Raw genomic sequence first — 18,055 nt, forward strand, 5'->3', positions numbered from 1 at the left:
TATCCACGCCCGGCGATGGCTGCGCTCCGTTTCCTGCTCTCGAACTCGGCGGCGAATCCCGACGCGCGCCCCCATATTTCCACTCTCACCGAAACATCCGGGCTCCCCCCTGTCTAAACTCAGTCCAAAACGGGAGTCCGACATGGCCTACGATGCAAGTTTCTCCAGCGCGGCGACGCTGATCGCCGATCCCACGCGATCACTGATGCTCGCGGCCTTGCTGGACGGACGCGCCTTGCCCGCAGGCGAACTGGCGTATGCGGCGGGGGTTTCCGCACAGACGGCGAGCGCCCATCTCTCCAAGCTGCTCGACGGGGGACTGCTGAAAGTCGAAAAGGAGGGCCGACATCGATACTACCGCCTGGCCGGCGCGCCTGTCGCCGAAGCACTGGAGCGGTTGGCGGCGCTCGACGGCACGGCAGCGGTCAAGCGCAAGCCGCTGCCTCCCAAGGCTCGGGAACTGCAGTTCGCCCGACGCTGCTACGACCACCTGGCCGGGCGGTTGGGCGTCGCCGTGACACAGGGGCTGCAGGAGCGCGGCTTCATCATCGCCGCCGCGGACAAACAATTCCAGGTTAGCCCGATGGGTGCCGGCTGGTTCCGCGGCATCGGCCTCGATGTCAACGGACTGCGCCCGACGCGGCGCGGACTCGCGCGCCAATGTCTGGACTGGACCGAACGCTCGCACCATCTCGCCGGACCGCTCGGCGTCGCCCTGCTGACGCATATGTGCGCCGAAAACTGGCTGAGACGCTCGCGGGAGTCGCGCGCTATCCGGATCACTCCCAAAGGGCGTACCGAACTCAAACGCCAGCTTGGCGTGGATTTGTATTGACGCCAGAGAACCCTAATCCCCCTTCTGCGCCCAAGACGCTTCAAGGATGATTTCCAGTGCCCGCAACGCAGCGTCCGCCTCACCGAACTGGGCATGCACTACCGCACCATCGACCGCAACGGCCACGGCACGCGCATATCGTTCTCGCATCGCGGATGGCGGTAGGAGCTTCGCGATGGCATCCGTCATATCCTGCTTGTGACGCCGGGCGACCTCCCGAACCTCCGGTAGCGCATCGCCCAGCTCCCCGACGCTGTTGATGAAGGCGCAACCGCGAAAATCTGCGGCGGCGAACCACTCGTTCAACGTCGGCAACAGCGCATTCACACCGCCTCCGTACCGTTCCAACGTCTGCGCGAACCATGCCATCCAACGTTCGTGGCGATACTCCAGAAATGCCAGAACAAGGTCATTCTTGCTCGGAAAGTGCCGATAGAAAGTGACCTTGGTTACGCCCGCCGTCGCTATCACGCGATCAATGCCGGTGGCTCTGATCCCGTTTCCATAAAACAAGGCATGCGCAGCAAGCAGGATGCGCTCCCTCGCCGGCACTTGTGGTTCGCTATGAGTTCCTGCTGTTCGCATGCGCGTATTGTAGACAACTCTGTCTACATCTGGCAGCCTATCGACGTAGACAGACCTGTCTACGTCGATACTCTCTGCCTGTGCAAGGAGTCTCCACACGTGACCAACAAAGCACCACTCCCCCCATTTACACCTGAAACCGCCGCCCAAAAGGTACGCATGGCCGAAGATGCCTGGAACACGCGCGACCCGGACCGCGTCGTTCTCGTCTATACGGAGGACACCCGTTGGCGCAATCGCGCGGAGTTCCCCACGGGACGCGAGCAGGTACGCGAGTTCCTGCAGCGCAAGTGGGCAAAGGAACTGGAGTACCGGCTGATCAAGGAACTCTGGGCCTGCGCCGGCGACCGCATCGCGGTCAGATTCGCCTACGAGTGGCATGACGACGCCGGCCAATGGTTCAGAAGCTATGGCAACGAGAACTGGAGATTCGATGCGCAGGGCTACATGACTCATCGCTACGCCAGCATCAACGATGTGCCGATTGAGGAAACGGAACGCAGATTCTTCTGGCCATTGGGACGCCGCCCGGACGACCATCCGGACCTGAGCGAGTTAGACCTGTGACACGCATATGTCGGTGCGCCTGCCAAAACGCGGATAGTGTCCATCAATAGAACCGGCAGCTTGCCCGCTCGAATCTACAATAGGTTGGCGCTCGGCATGCCTGCATGGAACAATCCCATGCACATCTTCGGGCACGGCGCCGACGGCCAACCGAATAGCCTGATACGACTGCGGGAGCATCCATGTCCGGTCTGTACGCCGATCTCGCGAGGCAACGCCTGCGCTGGTACGCCGCGGCAACGGCGAATGCCGTGAGGCGTCATTGGCAGTGGCTCGTCATCGTCTGCCTCTTGCTGCCGGCCGGGCTACCGCTGACGCGGATTCCCGGGATACTGGCCTTCCCCGTTTCCGGGATGGTGCGGCCCGGCCACGGCGCCGCCTGGTACGCCCTGCATCTGATCCTGGTACAACTGATCGCAGCGGGCTGGATATGGCCGCAGCGGCAGGTGCTGGCCGGAGGACCGATGGCGCCCTACGTTGCGACGCTGCCGATCCCGCGTCGCATCGCCCACCGCGTCAACGTCAGCGTGCTGCTGGTCGCCGATAGCCTGCTGTTGCTGCCCATGCTGACGGCGCTGCTTGTAGCGCCGGCGCGAGCGGATACCTTCGCCGCCATCGTCTTCCAGGGGATGGCCGTAGCCGCCATGGGGTTGTCCGCGCTCGCTGCGCAGCTGGCACTCGTCGAACGCAACTGGCCGGCACTGCCATTGGCGCTGGCTTGCGCCGCACCGTGGGGCTGGAGCCTGGCGCATCGGGAAAACCCGGGGGCCTGGGCAACCATAGCCGTACTGCTATGCGCATCGATGGCGCTGGCGGCCTGGACTCCGACGATCTCCCGGCGCATTACCCGCACACGCCTTCGGAGCGCTCGCGAACAAGCGCGATCCCACGCGCTGACTCGCCGCCATGCACTCCCCATCAGCGCGCGCATTCAACTGCAAACGCTGTTCGTCGAACGCTGGCCGGCAACGCTGCTGCGCCTGGCTGCGGCCGTCGGCGTCACCGCAGGCGCCGGCCTGTTGATCAACGCATTCGCCTTCGATGCACGCACCCTCCCCACCGCCATTGCGGCCATTGCGGCCATTGCCGCCGCTTCCCTCATCGTCAGCGGAACCTATCGGACGCTGGCCGGCGCCCACGCCGACATGCGGCACTATGCGGCTGCACTCCCGTTGGGCAAGGGATTCTGGTTCTGGCGCGACATCGTTTGCGTATCCGCGCTGGGCGGCCTGCCGCTGGGCATCGTCCTGCTCCCGCTGCTCGACCACGGCGTCCCGTCGCTGACCTACCTCAAGCTCGCGCTCGCCGAACTCGGCCTTCTCGCCCTGCTGCGGCTGCCGCTGCTGATCACGCGGCGCCAAACGGTATTGGCGGGCGCCATACTGGCGGCGGGCTGGTCGGCAGCCGCCATGGCTGCGATACACTAAGAGCCCCCATATGCTGCGTTTCGAACGACTCCGAAAAGCCTTCCGCTCCCGCCCGGTCATCCATGACTGCAGCGGCCGTTTCGGACCCGGCATATTCGCCCTGCAAGGCCCCAACGGCATCGGCAAATCCACGTTGCTCGCCGCCCTCGCCGGCGCGCTGCCGCTGGACGCCGGAGAAGTCTGGATCGACGGCGTCAGCCTGGGCGACGACCCCGTCGCAGCGCGGCGGCGCCTGTCCTATTCCCCCGACGAAAGTCCCATATACCCGTTCCTCCGCGGCCGGGATTTCCTGGAATTCGTCGCCAAGGCCAAGGACGCGCCGCTGGACGCGGTCGTCGAACAGCCGATTTCCGGATTCGGACTGGAACCGCACATGGGCACCCGCTTCGGCGACATGTCGCTGGGAACGCAGAAGAAATTTCTCCTCGTCGCCGCCTGGATCGGCGACCCGCGCGTGTTGCTGTTGGACGAACCGGCCAACGGCCTGGATACGGCGGCGCGAGAATTCCTCGCCGACCTGATGCGCCGCGACATGGCACGAACGACCGTCCTCTTCTCCTCTCACGACCACGACTTCATCGCCGACGCCGGCGCGAATCCGGTACAGGTGGAAGCCTTGTTCTCCGGGCGATTCAACGCATCCGCGTGACGCCGATGGTACGCCGGAAGCTCAACCGCGCCGGCAAACCGCCTCAGCGTTCGCTGTCCAGCATCGACATCTGCGCAGGCGCGTAACGCTCGCCGGCCGCCGCCCCCCTGGGCACGGCAGCTTCGATTCGCGCCATCTCCTCCGGCGTCAGCCGCACGTCCAGCGCCTCCAGCGATTCGCGGAGGCGGTCGCGCCGCCTCGCCCCGATCAACGGGACGATATCCTCGCCCCGCGCCATGACCCAGGCGATGGCCAGCTGCGCCACTCTGACGCCCTTGTCCTCGGCAATCTCGCGCAGCGCCTCCACCAGTTCCAGATTGCGTTCGACGTTGCCCGCCTGGAACCGCGGACTGCGGGTGCGAAAATCCTTCGCTCCGGCTCCGGCCTTGCGCCAGTGGCCACTGATCAGCCCGCGCGATAGCACACCGTAGGCGGTAATGCCGATGCCGAGTTCGCGGCAGGCCTGCAGGATGCCGTCCTTGATGCCCCGCGAGACAAGCGAGTATTCGATCTGCAGGTCGCAGATGGGGTGTTCCGCCGCCGCGCGCCGCAACGTCTGTGCGTCCACCTCATACAGGCCGATATGGCTCGCAAAGCCGGCCGCGACCATGTCGGCGATGGCGCCCCGAGAGCATTGGCCTCCACTCAACGCTCCTGGTCAATCAGACACGCTCCGAAAACGCGGTCGTTGCGCGCACTTGAACGGATGCCATAGCCTGACCATCGGCCTTCGACTTCGGCGTAGCTTGGAGCTTCCCAGGTCATTTGGGAGGTCGTCTGGCTACCACCCATCCCCGGAACCTGGGACCTTTCGGACGAGAATATGCAGGAAGCGTTCTACATGAGCAACGCGCCGAAATGCTGTCGTTTTACGTGTTCCTGCGCCTCATCCCCGGAGGGGCGAGGCGCAGGAACGAACCAGCTCGGGCGAAACTACATCACCCATGCGCCTGACGCGGCACCGACGCGGGCGGAACGCCGAACTCGCGAAGCACCGTCTCGCTGTACCAGTCGAGGAAGTTGATCACACCGAACTCGTAGCTTTCCGAGTACGGCCCGGGAACGTAGCCGGCGGAATTGATTCCGCGCTGGTTCTGCTCGGCCAGCTCCCGATCCTGCCGGTTGGTCGCATCCCACACGTGGCGCAGGCGTTCGGGATCGTAGTCCTCGCCTTCGACGGCATCCTTGTGCACCAACCACTTGGTGATCACCAGGGTCTTCTGCGCGGAAACCGGCAACACCTGGAACACGATCACGTGATCGCTCTGCATGTGATTCCACGAATTGGGCAGGTGCAGGATACGCATGGAGCCCAGCTGACGGTTTTCAATCCGCCCCATCAGCTTCTTGCAGCCGGCCTTGCCGTCCATGGTCATGACCTCCGTGCCGTCCTTGAGCGGCATGCGCACGATGCGGTTGCGCAGACCGAACTCAATGTGCTCGTGAGGAATGCACTCGTTGTCCCACTCCTGCGCCTGGCGCTCATATTGCGCCTTGAACTCCGGAGTGGCGCGCGGATCGGTCGTATCGTCCCATTCCAGCAGCGTGCGCAGCAGTTCCGGGTGCGAACCCGAGCAGTGATAGCACTCGCGGTTGTTCTCGATCACCAGCTTCCAGTTCGCCTTCTCCTCCAGGATGCTCTCGACCGCCACCTTGGCGTTCTCCATGTCGTAGGGCTCCATGTAGGTTTCCAGCGCCTGGAGATACTCGTCGATCTCCGGCGGCTCGCCCTCTGCCAGACAGATATAGATGAATCCGCCCGCTGTCCGACAATGCACCGGCTTCAGGCCGTGCTGGCTCATGTCGAAGTTCTCGCCCATCGCCGACCCGGTATAGATCAGGCTGCCCTTCAGGTCGTAGGTCCACTGATGGTAGGGGCAGGTGAGATTGGCCGTCTTGCCCTTGCTCGCCTTGCAGATGCGCGAACCCCGGTGGCGGCAGACGTTGTGAAATGCGCGCACTTCGCCGTCGCGATCCCGCACGATCAACACGGGGTTCTGCCCGATCTCGACCGTCATGTAGGATCCCGCCTTCGGCACCTCGCAGGTCATGCCCGCAAACAGCCACTGCTTCATGAAGACCTCATCCATGTCCACTCGAAACAGGAATGGGTCGTTGTAAAGAGCTTGAGGAAGCGACTCGTTTTTGGCGCGTTCACCCAACAACCTCGACATGTCTTCGCGGGCTTCATCGAGGCTCCGGTAATTCAGGTTGAGCAAGTCGTACTCGGTCATCGTGGCAGTTCCTGTGGCACACAAGCGGGGCGATGAGACAAACGCGGACCATCGCAGTGGATCGGCGGCATGAGCCGCATGTATATGCCTCAATATTTTCTCCATGGCCGTCGCATCCATTTGCCTATTCACGACATCCACGAACACCTTTTCGACGCGCTCCAGGACCCGCGATCCATAAGCACCGGCCAGCGGAGAACTAAATCAAGTGCATGTCGCAAATAGCTAACCAATCCGCTTGCGTTTTCACGAAAATGACAGCTTCGACAACCCTGCAATGCGGTTGGCTCACGCCCCCTTACGGAGAACGCCAGAATGGCCGACGTTATTGACGACACCGAAGCTTCGGTCAACTTCAATCCCCTGCAGACCCGGGTCTGGGCTAGCGGCCGGCACGCCGTACGGTGCGTGCGCGTAATCAGCGAAACCTGGGATGTGAAGACTTTCTGCTTCAATGCGGCAGAACCCATGATGTACTTCTTCAAGCCGGGCCAGTTCGTCACCCTCGAACTGGAGATCGATGGCGAGCAGGTCATGCGTTCCTACACCATCTCCAGTTCGCCATCGGTCCCGTACAGCTTTTCGATCACCGTCAAGCGCATTCCGGGAGGCCGTGTATCGAACTGGCTGCACGAGAACCTCAAGGAACAGGACGAATTGGCGGTGCACGGCCCCAACGGCGATTTCAACTGCATCGACCACCCTGCCGAAAAGGTGCTGCTGCTGTCGGGAGGCGTCGGCATCACACCGTTGATGTCCATGGCGCGCTGGCACTTCGATACCAACGCGGACGTCGACGTGACGTTCGTACACAGCGCCCGCACGCCCAGGGACATCATCTTCCAGCGCGAGTTGGAACACATTTCCTCCCGCGTGACCAACTTCAGCCTGTCCATCATCTGCGAGCGCATCGAGATCGGCCAATCCTGGAATGGATACCGGGGATACCTCGACGAATCGAAACTGGAGATGATCGCGCCCGATTATATGAATCGGCGCATTTTCTGCTGCGGCCCGACCCCGTACATGAACGCCGTGCGGAAGCTGCTCGCCGCCAAAGGCTTCGACATGGACTTCTACCACCAGGAGTCCTTCGGCGCGACGCCTATGGACGTCACCCAGGAGGCCATCGAACAGGCTGAAATTGCGGTCAAGGTGGCGGAAGAGGTCAAGAAGGCCGCAACGTTCACCGTAGAATTCATCGAATCGGGCATGAGCATCCAGGTCCCGCCGGGAGAAACCGTACACGCCGCCGCGAGCCGGCTCGGCATCACCATCCCAAGAGGGTGCGGCGTGGGCATCTGCGGCACCTGCAAGGTGCACAAAAAAGCCGGCGAGGTCGACATCCAACACAATGGAGGAATCACCGAGGAAGAACTTGAGGAAGGCTACGTCCTGTCCTGCTGCAGCACCCCGACCTCCGATCTAAGCATCGAATACTGAGAGCCGCCCGCAGCGTACCCGCGCTGCCCCGGCTTCGCCCCTCCCCAGCGTCCGAATGCCGCACAACGGCCGGACGGCGGGCATCGTTTGCCCGTCGTCCGGCCAAAAACGTCGCAAACAGAACTAAAATAGCTTTTCGAATGACGTTTTTGGACAATGTCGGCTTTCCGGCCAAACGTACCATGCGATCATCAAACTGAAATGCTTGACAGGTTGGCATGATTCTGGCTTAGAACTACGGCCAAGGCATCGAAAATTAGGGAATCACAGGATTCCTGTTGATGGCTCAGGCGACCACCCAGCGCATTACGCATCAGACTGAAGATTTGACCGGTGCGCACGGGATGTCGATCAAAACTGGACACACCGTCTATATATAGAAGTTGACCACCTGCCAACGGCATGCTGGAGATAGCGCGATGACCCCGATGAACGTGACTGCAGCACCCCCCTATCGGGTTGGCTTTTTGCTCATAAACAACTTCACTCTGGTTGCCCTTGCCTCGGCCATCGAGCCTTTGCGCATGGCTAATCAGCTTTCGGGCAGCGAACTTTACACATGGCAGCTGCTGGCAGCCGAAGACGCTCCGGTGAAAGCCAGCGACGGCATCGCATTCACCCCCGATCGGGCGATTTCTCACGAACAACAGCTGGATGTCATCATCATCGTCGGCGGCGTCGACATCACCCGCAGCTTCGGCAGCAAGGAAGTCTCCTGGCTACAGTCACAGGCCAAGAGAAACGTCCTGTTGGGCGCCGTCTGCACCGGCGCCTACGTCCTGGCCAGCGCCGGCCTGCTCGACGGCTATACCTGCAGCGCGCATTGGGAATGCCTGGCGGCAATGCAGGAACGCTTCCCCCGCGTAAACTGCACCAATCGCCTGTATACGCTGGACCGCGACCGCATGACCTGCACCGGCGGCAGCGTGCCCATGGACATGATGCTCAGCATGATCACTCGTCAGCACGGCAAGGCGCTGACCAGCAGCATATGCGACATGTTCATATGGGATCGTGTGCGCATGGACTGCGAACCGCAGCACACCCCGCTGCGCCATATGCTGAACACCGCCCAGCCCAAGCTGGCGGAAATCACCGAACTGATGGAAGCGAACATCGAGGAGCCGATCGAACTTGAGGAGCTTGCCAGTTTCGTCGGCATTTCGCGCCGCCAGCTTGAGCGCCTCTTCCTCAAGCACCTGGATTGCACCCCGTCGCGCTACTACCTGAAATTGCGCCTCGACCGCGCCCGCCAACTGCTCAAGCAGACCACCTGTTCGATCATCGAGATCGCCTCGATGTGCGGCTTCGTTTCCGCGCCGCACTTCAGCCGCTGCTACCGCAAATACATCGGCATTTCACCCAAGGAAGAGCGAACCGCGATGTGGTCTCTCAAGCAGTTCGACGAGCCGGAAACGCCGCCAGCGCCGCTGGAAGCCCCCACCTACTCTCATGCCGCCTTGTGCCTGGCTCAGGCGGAACCGACCTATGGCGCAGTGAAGCTCATGCCCGCCGCTCCTCTGCAAACCGAAACCACAGAACTGGCGGCTACCGGCTAGGGATGCGCCGCGAGGCACACGCAGCGCAGCGCGAGTGAGACATATCAAAGTGCATAGGCGAAGGAGTGAGCGGCGCGCAACGTAGCAGATAGTCCGCCCAACCATTTAATCAGCGCGTCCCCAGGGCCTGTTCGCACCATTGAGCGGCGCAAGACCGCTTGGCTCCCACTTCGCATTTTATCGCGCTCTTCTACCGAGCCAGTGAGGAAGTCGCCCGACATCATGTTCGGGCGACTTCCCCGACGAACTCCGCGTTCCACGCTTGCGCGTAACTCCAGCGTCGAACCCCGCCAACCCCACCAATACGTAACAAACCGAAATTCAAAGGGTTAAAATCTAAAAGTCGCCAACACCTCCCGAAAACCCCCGTCCCAAATTCGACCCCGACCCCTGCTTTGAAACTGCGCCGTTTTTGGATTCCAGGGTGTCGCATCCAGTGATGTCCGGCTGCTGTGCGCACGAATACACTTGCTCCATCGTGTCAACATAAAATCCGGAGCGCCCAGATGAATTCCGCCGAATTGCACCAGAACTCCATCGTCATAGATGGCCTCATCATCGCCAAATGGAGCCGGGAACTTTTCGAAGACATGCGCAAAGGCGGACTGACGGCCGCCAACTGCACGGTGTCCGTCTGGGAAGGCTTTCAGAGCACGGTGGACAACATCGTCGAGATGAACCAGCTGATCGAAGCCAATGGCGACCTCGTCACCAAGGTCCATGCCGCGGCAGACATCCGCCGCGCCAAGGAAGCAGGCAAGACCGGCATCATGATGGGTTTCCAGAACGCACACGCCTTCGAGGATCAGATCGGCTACGTGCAGGTATTCAAGGACCTGGGCGTGGGCGTCGTGCAGATGTGCTACAACACCCAGAACCTGGTCGGCACCGGCTGTTACGAACGCGACGGCGGGCTGTCGGACTTTGGCCGCGAGATCGTCGCGGAGATGAACCGCGTGGGCATCATGTGCGATCTGTCCCACGTCGGCTCCAAGACGTCCGAAGAGGTCATCCTCGAATCGAAGAAGCCGGTGTGCTATTCGCACTGCCTGCCGTCCGGGCTGAAGCAGCACCCGCGCAACAAGTCCGACGAGGAACTGCGCTTCATCGCCGAGCACGGCGGCTTCGTGGGCGTGACCATGTTCACGCCCTTTCTCAAGAAAGGCCCCGACTCGACCATAGACGACTACGTCGAAGCCATCGGCTACATCATGAACATCGTCGGCGAGGATCAGATCGGCATCGGCACCGACTTCACCCAGGGCCAGGACAAGGCCTTCTTCGACTACCTCACCCACGACAAGGGCTACGCCCGCGAGCTGACCCAGTTCGGCAAGATCGTCAATCCCGAGGGTATCCGGACCGTGGGCGAGTTCCCCAACCTGACCGACGCCCTGCTGCGCAACGGCTTTTCCGAAACCGTAGTGCAGAAAATCATGGGCCAAAACTGGGTGCGCGTCCTCGGCGAGGTCTGGGGCGAGTAATTCCAATCACGAACATCGGGAGCCGCCCATGGGCACGCATGCACCGGAAATGCCTATTCAGGTAGACGACGAAACCGGCGTCTGGACGACCGACGCCCTGCCGATGCTTTACGTACCTCGGCATTTCTTCATCAACAACCACCGCGCCATCGAGGACGAGATCGGCGCCGAACGCTACGCCGAGATCCTCTACGGCGCGGGCTACAAGTCCGCCTGGCACTGGTGCGAGAAGGAAGCCGAACTGCACGGCCTGAAGGGCGACGAGGTGTTCCACCACTACATGCGCCGCCTGTCGCAGCGCGGCTGGGGCCTGTTCGGCGTCGAACATCTGGACATCGCCCGCGGCAAGGCGCGCGTGCGCCTGGACCACTCCGCCTTCGTGTACCAGTACGGCAAGGTCGGGCGCAAAGTCGACTACATGTTCACCGGCTGGTTTGCCGGCGCCATGGACCAGATCGCCGAGGATCTGGGCTACGCCGTACGCACCCGCGCCGTACAGACGCAAAGCGCCGCCGAGGAAGGCGTCGACCACGGGATTTTCGAAGTCATGCCGCTTGCCGGCGCCGACCCGCACTGAGAACGCGTACCGAGGACGGATTTCAGCATGTCCCAATTCGAAGCATTGTTCCGCCCCCTGCAGATCAACCAGCTGACCATCCGCAACCGGGTGGTCAGCACGGCGCATGCGGAGGTCTACGCCACCGACGGCGGCATGACCACGGACCGCTACGTCAAGTACTACGAGGAAAAGGCCAAGGGCGGCTGCGGTCTGTGCATCTGCGGCGGCTCCAGCGTGGTGTCCATCGACAGCCCGCAGAGCTGGTGGAAGTCCGTCAACCTGTCGACCGACGGCATCATCCCGCACTTTCAGAATCTCGCCGATGCCGTGCACAAGCACGGCGGCAAGATCATGATCCAGATCACCCACATGGGTCGCCGCTCGCGTTGGGACGGCGAGAACTGGCCCAATCTGATGTCCCCCTCCGGCATCCGCGAACCGGTGCACCGCGCCACCTGCAAGACCATCGAGGAAGAGGAGATCCGGCGCGTCATCGCCGACTTCGTCCAGGCCGCCCGCCGCGCCAAGGAAGGCGGTCTCGACGGTGTGGAGCTTTCCGCCGTGCACCAGCACCTGATCGACCAGTTCTGGTCGCCGCGGGTGAACAAGCGCACCGACGAATGGGGCGGCAGCTTCGAGAACCGCATGCGTTTCGGCATGGAAGTGCTCAAGGCGGTGCGCGAGGAAGTGGGCCGCGACTTCGCCGTGGGCATGCGCATCGTCGGGGACGAGTTCCATCCCGACGGGCTGACCCACGAGGACATGCGCGAGATCGCCAAGTACTACAACGACACCGGCCTGCTGGATTTCTTCGGCGTGGTCGGCTCGGGCTGCGACACGCACAACACCCTGGCCAACGTCATCCCCAACATGTCCTATCCGCCGGAGCCGTTCCTGCATCTGGCCGCCGGCATCAAGGAAGTGGTCGACGTACCGGTCATCCACGCCCAGAACATCAAGGACCCCAACCAGGCCGAGCGCATCCTCGAGGCGGGCTACGTGGACTTCGTGGGCATGACCCGCGCGCACATCGCCGATCCGCACTTCGTCGCCAAGATCAAGCTCAACCAAGTCGACCAGATCCGTCAGTGCGTGGGCGCCAACTACTGCATCGACCGCCAGTACCAGGGCCTGGACGTGCTCTGCATCCAGAACGCCGCGACCTCGCGCGAGTACATGGGCCTGCCCCACGTGATCGAAAAGACCCAGGGCCCGGTACGCAAGGTACTGGTGGTCGGCGGAGGCCCCGGCGGCATGGAGGCGACGCGCGTCGCCGCCGAACGCGGCCACCAGGTCACCCTGATCGAAAAGGCCGACGCGCTCGGCGGGCAGATCACGCTGGCCGCCCAGGCCCCGCAGCGCGACCAGATCGCCGGCATCACTCGCTGGTTCGCGCTGGAGCTGGCGCGCCTGGGCGTGGACCTGCGTCTGGGCACCGAGGCCGACGCAGCCACGGTGCGCGAGCTGCAGCCCGACGTCTGCATTCTGGCCACCGGCGGCCGGCCGTTCATGGATCAGGTCCCGGAATGGGGCTACGACGAAGGCCTTTCGGTCGCCTCTTGGGACATCCTCAGCGGCCGCGTCGAACCGGGCAGGAACGTGCTGGTGTACGACACCATCTGTGAATTCAGCGGCATGTCCACCGCCGACTATCTCGCATCCAAGGGCGCTCAGGTCGAACTGGTCACCGACGACATCAAGCCGGGCGTCGGCATCGGCGGCACCACCTTCCCCACCTATTACCGCAGCCTGTACGAACGCGAGGTGATCATGACCTCCGACCTGGCGCTGCACAAGGTCTACGCCGAAGGCGACAAGAAGGTGGCGGTGCTGGAGAACGAATACACCGGGCAGCAGGAAGAACGCGTGGTGGATCAGGTCGTGATCGAAAACGGCACCCGCCCGAACGAGGAGCTGTACTACGAGTTGAAGCCCGCATCGGCCAACCACGGGCAGATCGACGTCGAAGCCCTGTTCGCCTGCCGGGCACAGCCCGCGCTCGATCAGGCCGGCGACGGCATGATCCTGTGGCGGCTGGGCGACTGCGTTTCGCAGCGCAACATCCACGCGGCGATCTACGACGCCTTGCGCCTGTGCAAGGATCTGTGAGTCCCAGCGCCGTGTCGGTCGACGTGAGACGCCAGCCATGATTCCCGCCTGGGCCCTGTCGCTGCTGATTCTCGTGGCGCTCGTGCTGCTCGCGGCAGGCGGCGTACGCCGCTCCCGCCTGTGGCGCCAGGGCCGCCCGGCCCCGGTAGACCTTGTCGGCGGTCTGCTGCGCATGCCGCGGCGCTACCTGGTCGACCTGCATCACGTGGTCAGCCGGGACAGCTACATGTCCCGCACCCACGTCGCGGCCGCCGGCGGCTTCGTGCTGTCCATGCTGCTGATCCTGCCGACCTACCTGTTCGGACTGCACACCCGCTGGCTGCAGATCCCGCTGCTGGCCTCGACGGTGCTGATGTTCGTCGGCGCCCTGTTCGTCTTCCTGCGCCGCAACAATCCACCTTCGCGGCTATCGCGAGGACCCTGGATGCGGCTGCCGAAAACGCTGCTGGCCTTTGCCGCGTCCTTCTTCGTGCTGACGCTGCTGGCCTCCGGCCTGCTGCCCGCCGCGACCGGCGGCTGGGTGCTGGGCTTCATCCTGCTCGTCGGCGTGGCGGCGGGCCTTGCCGAAACGCTCTTCGGCATGGGCTGGGGCGGACCGATGAAACACGCGTTCGCCGGCACGCTGCACCTCGCCTTCCACCCTCGGCCGGAACGCTTCGCCGGCGGCCGCTCGACCGGCCTCAAGCCGGCCGATCTCACGCAGGAGTCGCTGGGCGTCAACAAACCCGTCGACTTCAAATGGAATCAGCTGCTCGGCTTCGACGCCTGCGTACAGTGCGGACGCTGCGAAGCCATGTGCCCGGCCTTCGCCGCCGGCCAGCCGCTCAACCCCAAGAAGCTGATCCAGGACATGGTGGTCGGCCTGGCCGGCGGCACCGACCGCGCCTACGCCGGCAGCCCCTACCCCGGCATCGAACCCGGCCACGCGGCGGGCGGCCCGGCGCAGGCGATCACCGACGGTCTGGTCGGTGCCGACACGCTGTGGTCCTGCACCACCTGCCGTGCCTGCGTCGAGGAATGCCCGATGATGATCGAGCACGTCGACGCCATCGTCGACATGCGCCGCCATCTCACCCTGGAGCGCGGCGCGACGCCGGGCAAGGGCGCCGAAGTTCTGGACAATCTGGCGGCCACCGACAACCCGGGCGGCTTCGATCCGTCCACCCGCGCCAACTGGGCAGTGGATCTCGATCTGCCGCGCATGGCCGACGTCGGCGACACCGAGGTGCTGTTCTGGGTCGGAGACGGCTGCTTCGACATGCGCAGCCAGCGCATTCTGCGCGCCTTCGTGAAAATCATGAAAACGGCTGGCGTCGACTTCGCCGTGCTCGGCAATGAGGAATGCGACTGCGGCGACGCGGCGCGCCGCCTGGGCGACGACGCCACCTTCCAGCGACTCGCCCGCCACAACGTCTCGGTGCTGAACCGCTACCGCTTCCGGCGCATCGTCACCACCGATCCGCACGCCTTCCACGTGCTGAAGAACGAATACGGCGACTTCGGCGGGCACTACGATGTGCTGCATCACAGCAGCTTCATCGACGAGCTGATCGGCCACGGCCGCCTGCGGCTGGACGCGTACAAAGGCGGCACCGTCACCTATCACGATCCCTGCTACCTCGGCCGCTACAACGGCGGCTACGAGTCGCCGCGCGCCCTGCTCGGCGCCCTCGGCATCCAGATCAGCGAAATGGATCGTTCCGGCTACCGTTCGCGCTGCTGCGGCGGCGGGGGCGGCGCCCCAATCACCGACATCCCCGGCGAACGGCGCATCGCCGACATGCGCATGGACGACGCCCGCGCCGTGGGCGCCGAAACCGTCGCCGTCGGCTGCCAGCAATGCACGGCCATGCTCGAAGGCGTGGTCGAACCTCGCCCGCAGATCAAGGACCTGGCCGAACTCGTGGCCGAACTCGTGGCCGAAGCGCTGATCGAGGAGACCGGAACATGAGCGATCTCCCGCGCCGCGACCCCCGTGCCGAGTGGATTCGCCGCAACCGGATGCATCCGCAACATGCGCAGTACGCTGCCGCGCAGGGCCCGGTTCGCGGCCCCAGCGGCCTGCTGCGCAAGAATCCGCACGCGGTCGGCTTCATGGGCCCCAACGGCATCAAGCGCATCGATCGCAGCGCCGGCGCCTACGGCGGTGCCGGCGGCTCCGCAGCGGGAACTCACGCACGCAGCGCCGGCGCCGAACCGACCGCCCTGCCGCTGCACCGGATCGAACACCCCGATTTCTACGTCACCGTGGTACCCGATCTGACCGCCGGCCGCCTGAGCGACCATGATCGCGACCTATTCGGACTGGCGCACCGCCTGGTCGAGGCAGCAGGTGGCCGGGGCGCCGTCGTCGCCGTGGCGCTCGGCGAGCTGCGCGATGCACCGTTCGACACCGCGGGAGCCGATCGCCTCATCCACTTGCCCGAGGTGCACGGACACGCCCTGAGCGGATATTGCCCCGAACTCAAACTGGCCGCGCTGCAGGCGGTGGAGACCCAGCTCCAGCCCCGTTACTGGCTGTTCCCTGACAGCATCCACGGTGGCGCCGACCTGGGGTCCCGCCTGTCCGCCCGACTGGGCGAACGCCCCGCCGCACATGCCTGGCAGGTGAATGCCGAAACCGCCACCTGCCGCGGCGGCAGCGGGCGCACGGACTGGCACAGGCCCACGCCGCGCGTGCTGCTGCTGGCCGAGGAGTGCGCCCTGCCCGTCGACGAAACCCGCCACGAGGCCAGCCCCATCGAGCTGGAAGCCATCCCCGAATCCGCCCCAGTGATCGAAGACCTGGGGCAGGTCGAGGTGGACCCGGCCCAGATCGCGCTGGACGAGGCCGAATTCATTCTTTCCGCGGGCAACGGCGTACGCGACTGGGACCAGTTCCACGCGGTGGCCGGCGCGCTCGGCGCCTCCGAAGGCGCCAGCCGCGTAGCGGTCGACGACGGACATATGCCCCGCACGCGCCAGGTCGGCGCGACCGGCACCTACGTCAGCGCGCGGGTCTACGTCGCGGTCGGCATCTCCGGCGCCATTCAGCATCTGCAGGGCATCACGCGCTGCGACAAGGTCGTGTGCATCAATCTCGACGACAACTGCGACATGATCAACCGCGCCGACCTGAGCATCATCGGCGACAGCCAGGGCGTGCTGGCCGAACTGCTGCAGATCGCACAGGCCCGCCGCGAACAGTCGGCAACGGCCAAGGAGGATCGCGATGTCGCCTGAACGCAATGTACGCGTTGCCGCCCTGCTCTCCGTCGGCCTGCACCCGGCGTCGGGCCGCCTCCGCTGCGCCGCGCAGGACGCGCGTGCAGTGGAACTGGGCCTGAAACTGGCGGGCGATGCGGTTCGCCTGCTCCATGTCGGAGGCGACGACGAAGACACCCTGCGCCGCTACCTGGGTATGGGCGCCCGGCGACTCGACGTACTGCGGGCAAACAGCGGCGACGATGCCGTGCCGGCGCTCGAGGCCCGTTTTCGCGAACAGCCCGCCGACATCATTCTCGCCGGCGTCCGTGCCGAGCGCGGCGAGGCCTCCGGCATGCTGCCCTACCTGCTCGCCGAGCGTCTCGGCCTGCCGCTTGTTCCGCACATCGCCGAGATACGCCGCGTGGACGACTCCGCCGCCGAGGTACTCCAGGCGCTGCCCAGAGGACAGCGCCGTGCGCTGCGCGTACCCCTGCCCTTCGTCGCCACCGTCGATGCCGCCGCGGCAGCACCGCGACAGTTTGCCTACGGCCGCTCGATGCGCGCCCAACTTGATACCTCCGACGCCGACGTTCCCGTCGATGCGCTCCGGGCGGACTGGGAGGAAGCGCCAGCCAAGCCACGCCCCAAGCGCCTCAACGTCGTCAAGGCCAAATCGGCCGCCGACCGCTTCAAGGCGGCCACTGCGAAATCCAAGAGCCAGGGCGGAACAGTCATCCGCGATGGCTCCGACCGGGAGAAAGCCGAAGCACTGATGGAACTGCTGCTTGCCGAGGGCGTCATTCGCTAGCAGGCTGTTGAAATTCTACTCATGCGGCGCGATGGCGCGTCAGAATCGGGCTCTTGTGCTCATTTACACCCCGTAAACTGCGCGTTTTCGCCCGATTCTTCCTTCTCTCGCACTCGCCTGAGCGACAACAACAGCCTGCCAGGACAGGAATCTGGCGGACCAGTCCCTTTGCAGAGAACCAGAGAACCAAGATCGATCCCGACACGGAACTGACGGGAAGATAACGGAGTCCGAAACTGAAACTTTGACAATTACAAAAGCGGGAACGCAACCACTGCGTCGTTCCCGATCGGAAGCAGCACCGTCTGCTTCCTACGGCAGGAAGGAGCCTCGCCAATGCACTGTCGCCCGACATCTTCACAACGCTGCCGACGGCGATTTCAACCACGATTCGATAAAGCAGGCCAATAAAGATGCTTGATCAGACACGGGTTCAAACTTCGCAGGACACACTAGCTACAGAGGAAGCATCAACCAGAATTCGCCTGGATGGTGTGAGCAAGGTATTCGGACGACAGGCCCAGCGGGCGATCGAGGACCTGCGCCAGGGCAAGGGCAAGACCGAGGTGCAGAGCGAGCACTCGGCCGTTGTCGGTTCGTTCGATGTTTC

The 18,055-nt window shown here is 63.9% G+C and carries 15 protein-coding genes; 12 read left to right on the forward strand and 3 right to left on the reverse strand.

Annotated elements, in window-relative coordinates:
• Positions 1-142 precede the first annotated feature (142 nt).
• Complete coding sequence (locus P8014_RS16435) at positions 143-835, forward strand: metalloregulator ArsR/SmtB family transcription factor (RefSeq protein ID WP_337818405.1); 693 nt, start codon at positions 143-145, stop codon at positions 833-835.
• Positions 836-847: 12 nt separating this feature from the next.
• On the opposite strand, the gene P8014_RS16440 is transcribed toward P8014_RS16435, so the two are convergent.
• Positions 848-1,420: a TetR/AcrR family transcriptional regulator gene (locus P8014_RS16440; RefSeq protein ID WP_337818406.1), complete on the reverse strand. Its 573-nt coding sequence runs from the start codon at positions 1,418-1,420 to the stop codon at positions 848-850.
• Between the two features lie 99 nt (positions 1,421-1,519).
• On the opposite strand from P8014_RS16440, the gene P8014_RS16445 reads away from it, so the two are divergent.
• The 3 genes from P8014_RS16445 (at position 1,520) to P8014_RS16455 (ending at position 4,063) form a co-directional block, all read left to right on the forward strand.
• Positions 1,520-1,987, forward strand: a complete 468-nt coding sequence (locus tag P8014_RS16445) for a nuclear transport factor 2 family protein (RefSeq protein WP_337818407.1) — start codon at positions 1,520-1,522, stop codon at positions 1,985-1,987.
• 182 nt (positions 1,988-2,169) lie between these two features.
• A complete protein-coding gene (locus tag P8014_RS16450; protein WP_337818408.1) occupies positions 2,170-3,414 on the forward strand; it encodes a hypothetical protein in 1,245 nt (414 codons plus the stop codon).
• 10 nt (positions 3,415-3,424) lie between these two features.
• Positions 3,425-4,063 (forward strand): ABC transporter ATP-binding protein, encoded by a 639-nt coding sequence (locus tag P8014_RS16455; protein WP_337818409.1) that lies wholly within the window; start codon positions 3,425-3,427, stop codon positions 4,061-4,063.
• Between the two features lie 43 nt (positions 4,064-4,106).
• Here the strand turns inward: P8014_RS16455 and P8014_RS16460 are convergent, their stop codons facing one another.
• Both P8014_RS16460 and P8014_RS16465 read right to left on the reverse strand, forming a co-directional pair.
• A complete protein-coding gene (locus P8014_RS16460) occupies positions 4,107-4,712 on the reverse strand; it encodes an aldo/keto reductase (RefSeq protein ID WP_337818410.1) in 606 nt (201 codons plus the stop codon).
• A 289-nt stretch (positions 4,713-5,001) separates the two neighbouring features.
• Positions 5,002-6,297 (reverse strand): aromatic ring-hydroxylating dioxygenase subunit alpha, encoded by a 1,296-nt coding sequence (locus P8014_RS16465; RefSeq protein ID WP_337818411.1) that lies wholly within the window; start codon positions 6,295-6,297, stop codon positions 5,002-5,004.
• 315 nt (positions 6,298-6,612) lie between these two features.
• On the opposite strand from P8014_RS16465, the gene P8014_RS16470 reads away from it, so the two are divergent.
• The 8 genes from P8014_RS16470 (at position 6,613) to P8014_RS16505 (ending at position 17,445) form a co-directional block, all read left to right on the forward strand.
• Entirely contained in the window at positions 6,613-7,740 is a 1,128-nt protein-coding gene (locus P8014_RS16470; RefSeq protein WP_337818412.1) for a hybrid-cluster NAD(P)-dependent oxidoreductase, read from the forward strand.
• A 524-nt stretch (positions 7,741-8,264) separates the two neighbouring features.
• Complete coding sequence (locus P8014_RS16475; protein WP_337818413.1) at positions 8,265-9,299, forward strand: GlxA family transcriptional regulator; 1,035 nt, start codon at positions 8,265-8,267, stop codon at positions 9,297-9,299.
• A gap of 506 nt (positions 9,300-9,805) precedes the next feature.
• Positions 9,806-10,783: a dipeptidase gene (locus tag P8014_RS16480; RefSeq protein WP_337818414.1), complete on the forward strand. Its 978-nt coding sequence runs from the start codon at positions 9,806-9,808 to the stop codon at positions 10,781-10,783.
• A gap of 28 nt (positions 10,784-10,811) precedes the next feature.
• Entirely contained in the window at positions 10,812-11,360 is a 549-nt protein-coding gene (locus P8014_RS16485) for a DUF5943 domain-containing protein (protein ID WP_337818415.1), read from the forward strand.
• A gap of 27 nt (positions 11,361-11,387) precedes the next feature.
• Positions 11,388-13,451, forward strand: a complete 2,064-nt coding sequence (gene dgcA / locus P8014_RS16490; protein ID WP_337818416.1) for a dimethylglycine demethylation protein DgcA — start codon at positions 11,388-11,390, stop codon at positions 13,449-13,451.
• Positions 13,452-13,488: 37 nt separating this feature from the next.
• Positions 13,489-15,402, forward strand: coding sequence for a (Fe-S)-binding protein (locus tag P8014_RS16495; protein ID WP_337818417.1), 1,914 nt, complete (start codon positions 13,489-13,491; stop codon positions 15,400-15,402).
• The gene (locus P8014_RS16500; protein WP_337818418.1) at positions 15,399-16,673 is read left to right on the forward strand and encodes an electron transfer flavoprotein subunit alpha/FixB family protein; all 1,275 of its coding nucleotides are present in this window, start codon (positions 15,399-15,401) and stop codon (positions 16,671-16,673) included. The genes P8014_RS16495 and P8014_RS16500 overlap by 4 nt, the downstream gene beginning before the upstream one ends.
• Positions 16,663-17,445 carry a hypothetical protein gene (locus tag P8014_RS16505; RefSeq protein WP_337818419.1) on the forward strand — a complete coding sequence of 261 codons (783 nt, stop codon included), beginning with the start codon at positions 16,663-16,665 and terminating at the stop codon, positions 17,443-17,445. Before P8014_RS16500 ends, P8014_RS16505 begins: the two co-directional genes overlap by 11 nt.
• Positions 17,446-18,055: the final 610 nt, after the last annotated feature.

It is taken from the genome of Acidihalobacter sp., from assembly GCF_037381185.1.
Taxonomy (GTDB): domain Bacteria; phylum Pseudomonadota; class Gammaproteobacteria; order DSM-5130; family Acidihalobacteraceae; genus Acidihalobacter_A.